Annotated in this window: 12 protein-coding genes; 3 read left to right on the top strand and 9 right to left on the bottom strand. The window is 62.5% G+C overall.

The features are described 5' to 3' along the window. Positions 1 to 114: 114 nt before the first annotated feature. The gene (locus BLW56_RS12890; protein WP_093511099.1) at positions 115 to 588 is read left to right on the top strand and encodes an Lrp/AsnC family transcriptional regulator; all 474 of its coding nucleotides are present in this window, start codon (positions 115 to 117) and stop codon (positions 586 to 588) included. 74 nt (positions 589 to 662) lie between these two features. Here the strand turns inward: BLW56_RS12890 and BLW56_RS12885 are convergent, their stop codons facing one another. Beyond that, a complete protein-coding gene (locus BLW56_RS12885; RefSeq protein ID WP_093511587.1) occupies positions 663 to 1982 on the bottom strand; it encodes a hypothetical protein in 1320 nt (439 codons plus the stop codon). 188 nt (positions 1983 to 2170) lie between these two features. Beyond that, entirely contained in the window at positions 2171 to 2467 is a 297-nt protein-coding gene (locus BLW56_RS12880) for an Hpt domain-containing protein (protein WP_093511098.1), read from the bottom strand. 149 nt (positions 2468 to 2616) lie between these two features. Between BLW56_RS12880 and BLW56_RS12875 the strand changes: the two genes are divergently transcribed. Both BLW56_RS12875 and BLW56_RS12870 read left to right on the top strand, forming a co-directional pair. Further along, positions 2617 to 4899: a hypothetical protein gene (locus tag BLW56_RS12875; RefSeq protein ID WP_256203453.1), complete on the top strand. Its 2283-nt coding sequence runs from the start codon at positions 2617 to 2619 to the stop codon at positions 4897 to 4899. Positions 4900 to 5018: 119 nt separating this feature from the next. Then, positions 5019 to 5777, top strand: a complete 759-nt coding sequence (locus BLW56_RS12870) for a HEAT repeat domain-containing protein (RefSeq protein ID WP_093511096.1) — start codon at positions 5019 to 5021, stop codon at positions 5775 to 5777. Positions 5778 to 5882: 105 nt separating this feature from the next. Here BLW56_RS12870 and BLW56_RS12865 read toward each other — a convergent pair whose 3' ends face one another. Genes BLW56_RS12865 through nuoL form a run of 7 tightly spaced genes read right to left on the bottom strand, consistent with a single transcriptional unit; the run spans position 5883 to position 14336 of the window. Further along, complete coding sequence (locus tag BLW56_RS12865) at positions 5883 to 6143, bottom strand: DUF1467 family protein (protein WP_093511095.1); 261 nt, start codon at positions 6141 to 6143, stop codon at positions 5883 to 5885. 15 nt (positions 6144 to 6158) lie between these two features. Next, positions 6159 to 7793 carry a ribonuclease J gene (locus tag BLW56_RS12860; RefSeq protein ID WP_093511094.1) on the bottom strand — a complete coding sequence of 545 codons (1635 nt, stop codon included), beginning with the start codon at positions 7791 to 7793 and terminating at the stop codon, positions 6159 to 6161. Next, a complete protein-coding gene (locus tag BLW56_RS12855) occupies positions 7790 to 8575 on the bottom strand; it encodes a type III pantothenate kinase (RefSeq protein WP_093511093.1) in 786 nt (261 codons plus the stop codon). Before BLW56_RS12855 ends, BLW56_RS12860 begins: the two co-directional genes overlap by 4 nt. Position 8576: 1 nt before the next feature. Next, entirely contained in the window at positions 8577 to 9281 is a 705-nt protein-coding gene (locus tag BLW56_RS12850; RefSeq protein ID WP_371262248.1) for a biotin--[acetyl-CoA-carboxylase] ligase, read from the bottom strand. A gap of 17 nt (positions 9282 to 9298) precedes the next feature. Then, positions 9299 to 10732, bottom strand: a complete 1434-nt coding sequence (gene nuoN / locus BLW56_RS12845) for an NADH-quinone oxidoreductase subunit NuoN (RefSeq protein ID WP_093511091.1) — start codon at positions 10730 to 10732, stop codon at positions 9299 to 9301. Then, on the bottom strand, positions 10729 to 12282 hold the full coding sequence (locus BLW56_RS12840; RefSeq protein WP_093511090.1) for an NADH-quinone oxidoreductase subunit M: 1554 nt from the start codon (positions 12280 to 12282) through the stop codon (positions 10729 to 10731). Before BLW56_RS12840 ends, nuoN begins: the two co-directional genes overlap by 4 nt. Next, complete coding sequence (gene nuoL / locus BLW56_RS12835) at positions 12279 to 14336, bottom strand: NADH-quinone oxidoreductase subunit L (RefSeq protein ID WP_093511089.1); 2058 nt, start codon at positions 14334 to 14336, stop codon at positions 12279 to 12281. Before nuoL ends, BLW56_RS12840 begins: the two co-directional genes overlap by 4 nt. Positions 14337 to 14338: the final 2 nt, after the last annotated feature.

Raw genomic sequence — 14338 nt, 5'->3', positions numbered from 1 at the left:
TGAATCACCCGGTCATGAAAGTGCCTTAACCTTCCGCGTCGCATTGTGGGACAATTGCAATCGCCTGAAATATTATTATGGTCTCCACAGTTTTGGAAAACGGATGTTTCAACGATGGCTAGTCAGAAATTCGATCAGATTGATTTGCAGATATTGGGCGAGCTGCAAAAAAACGGGCGGATGACGAATGTCGAACTGGCACAGATGGTGGGACTGACGGCTCCTCCATGCCTCCGCCGAGTCCGCGCGCTCGAAGAATCGGGGGTGATCCGGTCTTATCACGCTGACCTCGACGCATCGAAGCTCGGCTATGGCATTACCGTCTTTGCGATGGTCAGCCTGCGCAGTCAGGCCGAATCGGATTTGAAGGCGTTCGAGGACTATGTCGGCGGGCTGGCCGAAGTGCGCGAATGCTACATGCTGAACGGCGAGATCGACTTTTTGCTCAAGGTCGTCGCGCGCGATTTGCAGAGCTTTCAGTCCTTCCTCACCGCACATCTGACATCGGCGCCCAACGTCACGAGCGTGAAGACGTCGCTGACGATCCGGACCGCAAAGCAATTGGCCGGAATTCCAGTCGAACTCTGAGAATTTGGGACGGACATAGAAAAGGGCGCCACCCCTCGCGGGATGGCGCCCTTTTTCGTTTGCGATCCGCGCGATCAGTTGGTCGCGGGAGCGGCCGGGGCGGCCGCCGGAGCCGACGCGGGTGTATCGAGCTTGACCACCCACAGGTCGGCCAGCCGCTTGCGCGTACCCGTCACCTGACCGAAGCTCGCCTTCGCCGCCGCATTGTCACCCGACAAGGCCTGCGCAACGCCGAGGCGGTACGTCCACATATCCTTGTCGGCAGCGCCCTTGGCCGCGGCCTGATAGAGCGGAATCGCATCGGTATAATGCCCATAACCGACAAGCGCATCGGCGGTCGCGCCTGCCGTCTTGGGATTGGCGAGCGTCGAAGCCTGTTTCGAATAGGCCACGATGGTCGACCCTTCGTTGCCGGCACGCGCCTTCTGGTCGTCGCGACGGGCGGCCAATTTGGCATCCGTTGCGGGGAAGGCCTTCTTCCGCTCGCCTTCCTGAATCACCGCGACCGCTTCGCCGGGCAGGCCGTCGCTGGCCGCAAGCGCGCTATATTCGTCATATTCGAGGCGTTCCGTCATCGCGCCCGCAGCACGCATCAGGCGCATCACATCGAGCGTGAACGATTCCTGTTCCTTCGGCGTTCCTGCAGGCGGCGAAACCTGAAGGACCGAGAACAAGGTCTGGCGCCAGACCTGCGGCTGGCCATAGTCGCGCAGACGCAGCGTCATCAGGGCCAGCATCTCGTCGTTCCGCTTTGCGGCCTGCAATGCCCGGATCGGACGCACATACAGCTCGTCCGACGGGCGCTGTCCGGCAGCGCGGCTCGCATCGATCGCCGCTTTTGCCGTCGCGATGCCTTGATCGACCTGTCCCGAACTCAAATAGCTGTCCATCAGCAGGACGGGCATATTCGCTTCGGTCGATCCGGCTGCCCGCGCCGCCTCAAGGCGTTTGATCGCCTTCGGATAATCCTTTGCGGAGTATGCAAAATTGCCTGAGAAGAAGTTGTAGACCGCCAGATTTTCAGGCGGGGTCAGGCCCGAATCGAGCATCGCATCGAGCCCCAGCCCCTGAAGCGCCTGATCCTTGTTCAGGATACCAAGCTGGAGCTGATAGAATCCGACGAGATATTTGTCGTCGGGCGTCGTCGCGCTCGCCTGACCTTCGCCCAAAGCTGCCTGTAGCGTCGCCGCGTCCTTGGCCTTGTTCGCATCGGTCATCTTTTTCAAAGCGGGAGCGAATCCCTTGCTCGCGGTCAGATCCTTGCCCTTCGCAGCCTCTTCCTTTTTGGGCTTTTCCTTTTTCTGGGCAGCAGCCGGCGCCGCAGTCGCCATCAGCGCGCAACCCAGCACGGCGGCCATCGCCGTTGCGGGCATCGAGCGGAAACGGGTGAACATCGAAATCTCTCCTTTGAACTCGGCCGCCTTCGCCCAAGCATGCAGGTTCGGCCGCGCGTCGTTAACGCGGCTAAACCCGTCGCGTTGCCAAGGCAAGACAGCCGGTATCGATATTTCAATGGAGGGAATCGGCTGAACGGAAATTGAACCCGTTCTGCCGGTCGGCAAACCGGCGGCCCGAGCGGCCGTCAGGCGATCGCGTCGATCGCCTGATTGATCTGGCGCAACACGGCGGGATCCCCCGGCGCGCCCTCGATTGCCTCATCGGCAAGCTGGATCAGCGGGATGATACCAAAGGTTGCGGCAAGGCTTTTGAGGCGGATTGCCGCCATTTCCCAGTTCGCGTCGCAACGCGATCGGCGCATCAGATCGGACAGGTCGCGCGCGCTGCCGGTGAAGGCGCTGCGCAAGTCCATCGCCATCACGGGGTCGTCACCGAACGCCGCGCTGAGATATCGGTCGAGGGGTCCACTGTCGAAAGACATTCCACAGGATTGGCATCCTGTAGTTAAGTTTCCGTTTCATGGCGGCCATTTGATGCTAAGATGGCGGAATGACGGGGGAAAAGAAAATCGTCGGTTTGTGGCGGAATTCCGCGGCGAACCAGGAAGCGGACAGCGCGGAGCCGGCAGCAATGGAGGCGCCCGAAACCGTGCGCACGCCCGAAGCAGAGACTTCGCCCGACCAGAATTGGCTCGACACGTCCGCCCTCGTCGATCCCGACCTCGCCGACACAGGAAATGTCGACGGAGCATCGGCATGGCGTGACCGTATCGCTCCTGCATCGCTCATTCTTCTTGCGATCGGCTGGATGGCGTTCGCGCTGTTCGTAGCAACGGACGGATTTACCCGCGGCCTTGCCCTGTCCACCTGGCCGACGCTCGTCGCAACGATCGCGATGCCGCTGACTTTGCTGGCCGTGCTGTGGATGATCCTGCTCCGTTCTGGGCGGTCCGAACAGGCGCGTTTCGCGCGCGTCGCGACCGCGCTTCGCGAAGAGAATATGGCGCTCAACCAGTCGATGCACTCGCTCGGGCTTCATCTTGCCGACGCGCAGAAGCAACTGGGCGATCAGGCGAAGATCGTCCAGCAACTCGGTCTCGACACCGTCCTGCGCCTCAATGAGAGCAGCGACAAGCTTGCTAGCAACGCCTCGGTCATCGCCAATGCGCATGACCAACTCGCGCGCTCGGGCGATGTCGCATTGCAGCGGATGGATGGGCTTCTCGCCGGCTTGCCGCGGATCGACGATGTCGCGCAGCGACTTGCGGTCAATTTCCGCGAGGCCGGGCTGGTCGCACATCAACAGGGCGCGAATCTCGAAGCCAAGCTTGCCGCTCTCGGCGAAGAAGCGGCAAAGGCCGCGCAGACGGGCACCGAGTCGACCGCGACGATGCTCGAAGCCATCGTCGCGCTGCAGGAACAGACGAAAGAAACCGAAACCGACCTGCTCGCCACGTCCGCCCAGGTTGTCGACGCCCAGAACCTGGCCCTTGCGCGAATGACGCAGACCGCGGCTTCGGCGCGCGACGACATGGCCTCGACCGTCACCACGATAACCGAGCGGATGGATCAAAGCTGGCGACGGTTCCGCGAAGGCGTCGACGATGCCGGCGCGCTGATGGATGCGAAGCTCGCGGTCGCGCGCGATGCCGGCGATGCGATGGGCGCACAACTCACCGCCCACGCCGACGCCAGCGACGCCCTTGCGTCGCGCATCACCGCCCATGTCGCCGAGGTCGGGCAGCAGCTTGAGGTTCTCGACGTCAGCGTCAGCGCCAGCACCGGCGTGATCGGCCGTGCGATCGACGATACCAAGGGGCAGCTCGCCGCCTTCATGCAAGAGGTGCAGAGCGGCAACGCTTCGGCACACCAGCTGATCACCCACGCCGAATCGCTGCTGCTCGCGCTCGATGCCGTCACCCGCGAACTCGACGAGACGCTTCCGCATGCGCTCGACCGCATCACCCTGCACGGCAAGACGACGCAGACGGCGTTGTCGCAACTGCGCCCCCTCCTCGACGCCTCGGAACTTGTCGCGCAATCGACGGTGTCGCACGTCAATGCCGTGCAATCGACGCTCAAGGCGAATGAGGAGCAGATGGCGGGCCATGCGACGAGCCAGCAGGAACTTGTCGACCGGATCAATGGCGCGCTCACCGATGCCGAGGCGGCGCTTGCCAAGCTGCGCGACGGCGCCGACGAATTCGCCGAACAGGGCGGCGCGCGTATGATCGCAACCTTGGGCGAGGTTCGCGCCACCGCCGATTCTGCGGCCAACGAGGCCCGGCTGACGCTCGAAAAACTGGTGACGAGCGCCCGCGAGACGATGCAGGCAACCGCCACCGACGCCATCAACGCGGCCTTCAAGAACGAGGTCATGGCGCAACTGACCGCGATCGAGGACGCTTCGGCCCGCGCGGTCGCCGCTGCCAATGGTGCCGCCGACCGGTTGATGCGCCAGCTGATCACGATCATGGACACCAGCGCGAGCGTCGAACAGCGCGTCAGCGAAGCCGAACAGGCGATCGCGGCGTCCGATCGCGATTCGCTCGCGAAACAGGTCGGCCTGCTGACAGAGTCGCTGAAATCGACCGCGATCGACGTGACCAAGATCCTGTCGAGCGAAGTCAGCGACACCGCCTGGGACGCCTATCTGAAGGGCGATCGCGGCGTATTCGCGCGCCGCGCCGTCAAGCTGATCGAGAATAGCGAGGCGAAGGAAATCCTGCGGCTTTATCAGGCCGACGACGGCTTCCACGCGTCGGTGAACCAGTTCATCCACGACTTCGAAGCCATGCTGCGCGTGCTGATCGGTGCGCGCGACGGATCGGCGATCAGCGTGACCTTGCTCTCGTCCGATATCGGTAAGCTCTATGTCGCGCTGGCGCAGGCTATCGACCGGCTGCGGAATTAATCAGACCGGATAGCGTGTCGACATGGCGGCTCACGACCGATGCCGGTCATGAAGTGGCTCAATAGTTGATCCCCGCTACCGGCCATTGCTGCCCTGCCTTGTTATGAGTACCTGTCCGGATGACCGATCTAGTCAACGACGCACGCTCGACCGATGATCTATTCCGGGTCGCTTTGAGATTTGAGGGGGATGCGGCATGGGATGCCGTGACCGCTCTTCACTGGCGCGGCACCGAAGAAGTTCTGGAGAGGAGCATCATTCTCTCCCGATCGAGCGATGCAAAAGAGCGGGCACGGGCCGCAGACATCCTCGGGCAACTCGGCATTCCGGACCGGACGTTCCCGGATCAGTGTTTCGACAATCTGCTCAGATTGCTTTCGGATAAAGACGTTGACGTGACTTCCGCAGCCATCATGGGCCTCCAGCACCTAGACCGCGAACAAGCGGCGCCATTTGTCCTGCCTTATGCGGAACATGCAGATACGAAAGTTCGGTATGCCGTAGCCGTCGCTTTGGGAGGGGTGGAGACTCCGCCTGCGATTTCGGCACTATTAACGCTATCGGATGACAGAGACGACGAAGTCCGCGATTGGGCGACGTTTGGACTAGGTCAATTGAGCGAGGAGGATTCAAATGAGATACGGGATGTGCTAGCCAACAACTTGGCCGACGGGGATCCCGATGTGCGCTACGAAGCCGCGATTGGCTTGGGGCGTCGCCGAGACAACCGCGCAACAAAGTTCATTATCGATATGCTGCGCGCCGATCCCGAAGACCTATTCGCACGAGAAGCAGCGGCAATTTTGCTGAATACAAAGGATGCTGAAAAGACGCCGTCGAGCGATATTATTCAGGCTCTAAAAGCGCTCCAGCCTTAAACTATTTCGCAGCGGCGTCTGGTTGGACACTATAATCGCCGATTGCAGCCATTCAGCTTCCCCACCCCAGCGCAGACATATCGGAACGACAATATCGCGGCTGGCTCAAGCCCGTCCGGTCAGGACGTCGGGATCGGCCCAGCCATTCACATAGGCGGTATAATAGAGCCCGAAGGCGATCGTCGCGGCGATCGTCATCTGCAACAGGATGCGTCCGGGCCGGAAACTTGCCGGTGCCCCCGGTTCCTGCCCTTTGACCAGCGGCGTCGCGTCATCGCTCGCGCGTCGGCCATGGAAAGGCAGCACGAAAAAGGCGCTGAACGCCCAGAAGAGCAGATAGATGGCGAGCGCCGAAGTCCATTTCATCGCAGTGCTCCCGGCTCAGATATCGACAAGCATGACGTCGACGACGGGTTTCTTGCCTGTCCAGTCGGTCGCGATGCGGCGCACGCCAAGGCGGATCGCCTCGCGCAGCTTTTCCTCGTCGCGTGCGGGGCCTGTTGCCGCCTGCTCGGCGGCTTCGCGCATCTCGTCGATAAAGGCTTCGCGCTCATCCTCGACCGGCACGCCGCGATAGCTGATCGCGCTTTCCACGAAGCGCTTGCCGGAAAAGATCGCCGCGACGGTGATGTGGCCGTGAAGCGAGAGTTTGCGCCGTTCGTTGATCGTCTCGCCATCAGCGGGAAGGATGACATCGCCGTCGAGGATCAGGCGGCCAGCGCGGACGCGCTCGATGATCCGGGGCGCGCCCGGCGACAGGCGAACAAGATCGCCATTTTCCTGCACCAAGGCGTCCGGCACGCCCGTTTCGAGCGCGAAGCGCGCCTGTTCGTGCATGTGGCGGATCTCGCCATGCACCGGCAGGACCAGTTTCGGACGCAGCCAGCCATAGAGCGCCGCGAGTTCGGGCTGTCCCGGATGCCCGCTGACGTGAATATGCGCCTGTTTCTCGGTGACCGTCAGCACGTCTTTCGCCGCGAGCTGGTTCATGATCCGTCCGATCGCGACCTCGTTGCCCGGGATCTGCTTCGACGAGAAGACGACAGTGTCGCCTGCTTCGAGCTTGATCTGATGGATGTCGGCCGCCATGCGCGCAAGCGCGGCGCGCGGTTCACCCTGCCCGCCCGTCGCGATCACCATAACCTTGTCGCGGGGCAGCCGCATCGCCTCGTCAAAATCGACCGTTGGCGGGAAGTCCTTGAGATAGCCGACCGAACGCGCAACGCCGAGAATACGGTCGAGCGAGCGGCCCGCGACGCAGAGCGTGCGCCCCGTCGCCTTCGCCACCGCGCCCAGCGTCGCAAGCCGCGCGGCGTTCGACGCGAAGGTCGTGACGACCACCCTGCCCTTCGCCGCGCCGACCGCCTGCTCCAGCCCTTTGCGGAGGCCGCCTTCGCTGCCCGATGCCTCGGGGTTGAACGCGTTGGTCGAATCGCAGACGAGAACATCCACGCCCTCGTCGCCGATTGCGGTCAGCGCGGCGGCGGTTGCTGGAACGCCAAGGATCGGTTCGTCGTCGAGTTTCCAGTCGCCGGTGTGGAACACGCGGCCATAAGGCGTATCGATCACCACGGCGCTCATTTCGAGGATCGAATGCGCGAGCGGAATCAGGCGGATACCGAAGGGCCCAAGCTGGAAACTGTCGTCGATGTCGACGACCTTCAGGTCAACGTCGTTTTCCAGCCCCTCTTCGGCGAGCTTGTGCGCGATCAGCCCCGCGGTGAAACGGTTGGCGTAGAGCGGCACGCCAAGGTCGGCGGCGAGATAAGGCAGCGCCCCGATATGATCCTCATGCCCATGCGTAAGGATGATGCCGAGCAGATCCTTTTTGCGATCTTCGATGAATTCGAGATCGGGCATGACGATGTCGATGCCCGGATAATCGTGGCTGCCAAAGGTGACGCCAAGGTCGGCCATGATCCATTTGCCGTCGCAGCCATAGAGATTGGCGTTCATGCCGATCTCGCCCGATCCGCCCAATGCGAGGAAAAGCAGCTCCTTGCCCGGAGTCGTCATGTCGTTGGCTTTCGTTGATTATAAAGATGCATCAGCCCGTTCAGCGTCAGGTCGGGCTCGATACGGTCGAACAGGTGCGCCTGTTCCTGAAAAAGTGTCGCGAGGCCGCCCGTAGCGATGACGGTGAGCGGCTTGCCGATTTCGGCCTTCATGCGTGCGATCAGGCCCTCCATCATCGAGACATAGCCCCAATAGACGCCGATCAGCATCTGGCTTTCGGTCGTCCGTCCGATAACGCTGCTCGTTGCCGGGGCTTCGATTGCGATGCGCGGCAGTTTCGCGGCGGCGGCGACGAGCGCCTCGAGCGACAGATTGACCCCGGGCGCGATGATACCGCCCAGATAGGCACCCTCGGGCCCGATATGGTCAAGCGTCGTCGCGGTGCCGAAGCTGATGACCAGCTTGTCCTTGCCGGGCTCGACCGCCTGCGCCGATATCGCGTTGACCGCACGGTCGGCGCCGACCGACTGCGGCTCGTCGACCTTGAGCGCGATGCCCCACGTCACCGGCTCGCGCCCCGCAACCAGCGCATCGACGCCGAAGTATTTGACCGCGAGCAATTGGAGATTGTGGAGCGCGCGCGGCACGACGGTCGAGATGATGACGGCTTCGACATCGTTCCGGTCATGGCCCTCGATCCGCATCAGCTGGTCGAGCCAGACCATATATTCATCGGCGGTGCGGCGATCGTCGGTCGCGATGCGCCAGCGAGCAAGCAGTTCGGCGTCGCGAAACAGCGCGAATTTGGCGTTGGTGTTGCCGACATCGATCGCGAGCAGCATCTCAATTCCCCTCCACGGGGCGCCGTAACTCGACGTCTCCCGCATGGACCAACATGGTCTCGCCGCCCTCGCGGCGCAAGCGCAGCGCACCATCCTCGGCAAGCCCGTCGAAGAAGCCGTCGATGCCCTGTTCGGACACGCGCAGCGGCGTACCGACGGGGTGGGCTTGCGGAGTCCATGCGCGGACGATGCTCGCCACGCCTTCCTGCCGCCAGGTCCACAGTGCATCGATCATCGCGATGCCCAGCGCATTGGCGAAATGATCGCGGTCGATGGCGGCGCCGTTAGCGGCAAGCGTCGCGGTCGGGCGGTCAGGCAGTTCGGGCGCAGCGGTCAGGTTGACCCCGATGCCGATCACCACCGAATTTCCCGTCCGTTCCATCAAAATGCCAGCGCATTTGGCACCGTCGATTAACAGGTCGTTCGGCCATTTGAGCTGCGCATGGATGCCCGGCGCAAGCGCGTCGACGGTCTTCGCCAGCGCGACCCCGGCGACGAGCGCCAGCGTTGCCGGCGACGGATCGCCGATCGTCAGATGAACGACGGTCGAGCCCATGAAATTGCCCTGCCCGTCGTTCCAGCCGCGACCTAAGCGGCCGCGTCCGGCGGTCTGGCGGTCAGCGACCAGCCAATGGCCTTCGCCGACATGCTCACCGCCTGCCAGCCGCGCCAGCAGGTCGGCGTTGGTCGAACCTGTCTGCGCGATCCGCTCGATGGGCGGTATCAGAACAGCACCGCCGCGGCGCTGGCCGAAAGGACCGCCAGCACGGGAATGAAGAGATAGCCGATGACCGAGAGCCAGAGCGCGCTCGCCGTAATCACCGCATCCTCGACGATCGCGCCGCCACCCTTCGGAAATTCGGTGTCCGACTTGTCGTCGAAGTACATCGTCTTGATGATCGCGATATAATAGAAAGCGCCGATCACCGAGGCGACGATACCCGCGACCGCCAGCGGCACGAGGTTCGCGTTCACCGCAGCCTCGAACACCAGATACTTCGGCCAGAAGCCGAAGAGCGGCGGGATGCCGGCAAGGCTGAACAGGAACACCGCCATTGCTGCGGCGAGTCCCGGGCGACGCTGCGAAAGGCCGGCAAGCGCAGGAATGCTCTCGACCTGATTGCCCGCCTCATCGCGAAGCTGGATCACGACGAGGAAGGCGCCGAGCGTCGTCAGCATATAGACGAGCAGATAGGTCAGCACGCCCTCGACCCCCTGCTGCGTTCCGGCAGCAAGGCCGACGAGCATGAAGCCGACATTGTTGATCGACGAATAGGCCAGCAGGCGCTTGATATTCTTCTGCCCGATCGCGCCGACCGCACCGAGGATGATCGAAGCGAGCGACAGGAAGATCACGATCTGCTGCCATGCGCCGACCGCGGGGCCCATCGCGTCGATCACGACGCGCGTCATCAACGCCATCGCCGCGACTTTCGGGGCGGTGGCAAAGAAGGTCGTCACCGGGGTCGGTGCGCCTTCATAGACGTCGGGGGTCCACATGTGGAACGGCACGGCGCTGATCTTGAAGCCGATGCCCGCGAGCACGAACACGATGCCGAAGATCAGTCCGATGTTCAGCTCTCCACCGAGCACCTTTGCAATGCCGGCGAAATCGGTCGTACCGGTGAAGCCATAGAGCAGCGAAATGCCATAGAGCAGCATGCCCGACGCGAGCGCGCCGAGGACGAAATATTTGAGGCCCGCTTCGCTCGACCGCTCGTCGGTGCGCATGAAGCTGGCGAGCACATAGGCCGCAAGGCTGTTGAGCTCGAGCCCGACATAGAGCGTCATCAGGTCGCGCGACGAGGCCATGATGCCCATGCCGAGCGCCGCGAACAGGATCAGCGTCGGATATTCGGCACGCATTCCGCCATTGAAGAAGCGCGGCGCGATGACGATGCAAACGAAGCTCGCGGCATAGATCAGGAGCTTGGCAAAGCCGCCGAAGCTGTCGACCGAGAGCGTGCCCGAGAAGACCGTCGTTTCGATGCCGAACAGCGCGACGACCGCAGCCGCCGCGGCGGCGAGCGTGAGGAGCGAGCTTAGCTGATAGAGGCCAACATTCCGGTCACCGAAGAAGGTGCCGAGCATCAGCGTGACGAGCCCGCCGATCGTCAGGATCAGTTCGGGCCAGATGAGCATCAGGTCGGCGGTCATTGGACGCCTCCTGCATGGCTCGATCCGTGGGCGGTTTCACCGTGCGCCTTGGCGGGCTTCGGCTTGCCAGCGGCAAGATGCGCGTCACCCGCGGGCTTCGCCGGAGCAAGACGGGCAACGACCGTCGTCACGTCGCCGCGCATCGGCGCGAGGAAGCTTTCGGGATAGACCCCCATCCACAGCGCCACGGCAGCCAGCGGCACCATGATCGTCCATTCGCGTGCATTGAGGTCAGGCATTGCCTTCACATCGTCCTTGGTCAGTTCGCCGAACACGACGCGGCGGTAAAGATAAAGCATATATGCCGCGCCGAGGATGATCCCGGTGGTGCACACGAAGGCGACCCAGCTCGAGGCTTCATAGATGCCCGCGAGGCTCAGGAATTCGCCAACGAAGCCGCTGGTACCCGGCAGACCGATCGACGCCATGGTGAACAGCATGAAGAAGATCGCATAGGCCGGCATATTCACCGCAAGGCCGCCGTAACGGTCGATCTCGCGCGTGTGCAGCCGATCATAGATCACGCCGACGCAGAAGAAGAGTGCAGCCGACACGACACCATGGCTAAGCATGATGATCAGCGCGCCTTCGATCCCCTGCTGGTTGAAAGCGAAGAGGCCCGCCGTGACGATCGCCATATGCGCGACCGACGAGTAAGCGATCAGCTTCTTCATGTCGCTCTGCACCAGCGCGACGAGGCTGGTGTAGACCACCGCGATCATCGACAGCGCAAAGACGATCCACATCAGCTGCGCCGAGGCGTCGGGGAACATCGGCATCATGAAGCGCAGGAAGCCATACGAACCTAGCTTCAGCAGCACGCCCGCCAGGATCATCGAACCCGCGGTCGGCGCCTGCACGTGCGCGTCGGGAAGCCAGGTGTGGACGGGCCACATCGGCATCTTGACCGCAAGGCTGGCGAAGAAGGCGAGCCACAGCCACGTCTGCATGGCAGGCGGGAAATTATAGTTCAGCAGCGTCGGGATATCGGTCGTGCCGGCTTCCGCAATCATCGCGATCATCGCGATCAGCATCAGCACCGATCCAAGCAGCGTGTAGAGGAAGAATTTGAACGCCGCATATTTGCGGTTCGCCCCGCCCCAGATGCCGATGATGAAATACATCGGGATCAGGCCGGCTTCGAAGAAGATGTAAAATAGCAGCAAATCCTGCGCCATGAAGACGCCGATCATCACGACTTCCATGATCAGGAACATCGCCATGTAGAGGCCGACGCGCTCTTTGATCGCGTCCCAGCTCGCGAGGATGCAGAGCGGCATCAGGAAGACGCTGAGCATGATCAGCATCAGCGCCATACCGTCGATGCCGAGCGCCCACTGGAAGCGGCCGAACAGGTCGGCGCGTTCGGTGAACTGCCACTGCGCGCCGCCGATGTCGAAGTTTGCCCAGAGGATGCAGCCGAGAACGAAGGTCGCGAGCGTCGCGCCCAGCGCAACGAAGCGCGACATCTTGTCGCCGACGAACAGGCAAGCGATGGCGGCGATCGCGGGGACCGCCAGCATCAACGAAAGGATCGGAAAGCTGCTCACAGGAAATTCACCATGGCCCAGCTGGCGAGGCCGACAAGACCGAGCAGCATCACAAACGCATATCCATAAACATAACCCGATTGCAGCCGGACCGCGAGACGGGTCCCCCCAGCGACGAGCGCGGCGGCGCCATCGGGACCGAAGCGGTCGATGGTGCCTTCATCCCCGCGCTTCCAGAAGAAGCGGCCGATCGCGAAGGCGGGCTTCACGAAAAGGATGTTGTAGAGCTCGTCGAAATACCATTTTTTGTACAGGAACTGGTGAAGCAGCTTGAACTGCGCCACGAAGCGCGCCGGCAAGGTGGTGTTGCGGATGTAGCTGTTCCACGCGAGGAACAGACCAATCGCCATCACCGTGAACGGCGTCCATTTCACCCACAGCGGGACTTCATGCGCGGCGTGCATCAGATGCTCGTCGAACGCGAGGCTACCCTTCCAGAACGCCATGCCCTCTTCGGGGTAGATGAACTGGTGGTGGAACGCGATACCCGCGAACACCGCACCGATCGACAGCACGACCAGCGGGATCAGCATGGTGATCGGACTTTCGTGCGGGTGATAACCCGCGGTGCCGTCCCCAGAAGCGCCATGGTGTGCGTCGTGGTGATGGTCGTCGTGCGCAGCGTGCGCATGATCGTCATGGCCGTGGCCGTGATCGTCATGGACCGCGTGCTGGATATGCTCGCTCTGTTCCCAGCGCGCCTTGCCATAGAAGGTCAGGAACACGAGGCGCCACGAATAGAAGCTGGTGAGGAAGGCGACGAAAATGCCGACCCAGAACGCGATGATACCGCCGCCGCCGCTCGCATAAGCCGCCTCGAGGATGCCGTCCTTCGAATAGAAGCCTGCAAAGCCCGCAACGCCCGCGATGCCGACGCCGGTGATCGCCAGCGTGCCGAGCATCATCGCCCAATAGGTGAGCGGGATCGATTTCCGCAGCGCGCCATAATAACGCATATCCTGTTCATGGTGCATCGCATGGATCACCGAACCGGCGCCGAGGAACAGCAAAGCCTTGAAGAAGGCGTGCGTGAACAGGTGGAACATCGCAGCGCCATAAGCGCCCGCACCCGCGGCGAAGAACATGTAGCCGAGCTGCGAACAGGTCGAATAGGCGATGACGCGCTTGATGTCCCACTGCGTCGTCGCGACGGTCGCGGCGAAGAAGCAGGTTGCGGCGCCGACGAACATCACGACGCCCTGCGCAACCGGCGCGGTCTCGAACATCGGCGACAGGCGGCAGACCATGAAGACGCCCGCGGTGACCATCGTCGCGGCATGGATCAGCGCCGACACCGGGGTCGGGCCTTCCATCGCGTCGGGAAGCCAGGTGTGCAGGCCAAGCTGCGCCGACTTGCCCATCGCGCCGATGAACAGCAGCAGGCAGAGGATCGTCATCGTGTCGAGACGCATGCCCATGAAGCTGATCGTCGAACCCGCCATGCCCGGCGCGGCCGCCAGAATCTCGGGGATCGAGACGGTGCCAAACACAAGGAACGTGCCGAAGATGCCGAGCATGAAGCCAAGGTCGCCGACGCGGTTGACCACGAAAGCCTTGATCGCTGCGGCATTGGCGCTCGGCTTTTTGTACCAGAAACCGATGAGCAGATAGGATGCGAGACCGACACCCTCCCAACCGAAGAACATCTGCACGAGATTGTTCGCGGTCACGAGCATCAGCATCGCGAAGGTGAAGAGCGAGAGGTAAGCGAAGAAGCGCGGCTGGTCCGGGTCTTCCTCCATATAGCCCCAGCTATACAGATGGACGAGCGCCGAAACGGTCGTGATGACGACCAGCATCACCGCGGTCAACGTGTCGACGCGCAATTCCCAGTCGAACTGAAGCGCGCCCGACTGAACCCAGTGGAGCACCGGGGTCACCGTCGCCTCGCCGCTGCCCGTCACGAAGGACAGGAAGATCGGCCAGCTCAGGGCGCAGCTGGTGAACAGCGCGCCCGTAGTGATGATTTTGGACGGCACATTGCCGATCACACGCTGACCGAGGCCTGCGATGATTGCCGCCAGCAGCGGCAGGAAAACGATCGCCTGAATCACCG

It is taken from the genome of Sphingopyxis sp. YR583 (assembly GCF_900108295.1).
Lineage (GTDB): Bacteria > Pseudomonadota > Alphaproteobacteria > Sphingomonadales > Sphingomonadaceae > Sphingopyxis.
Note: the sequence above shows the minus strand (reverse complement) of the source record. Positions and strands in the feature narration are given on the sequence as shown.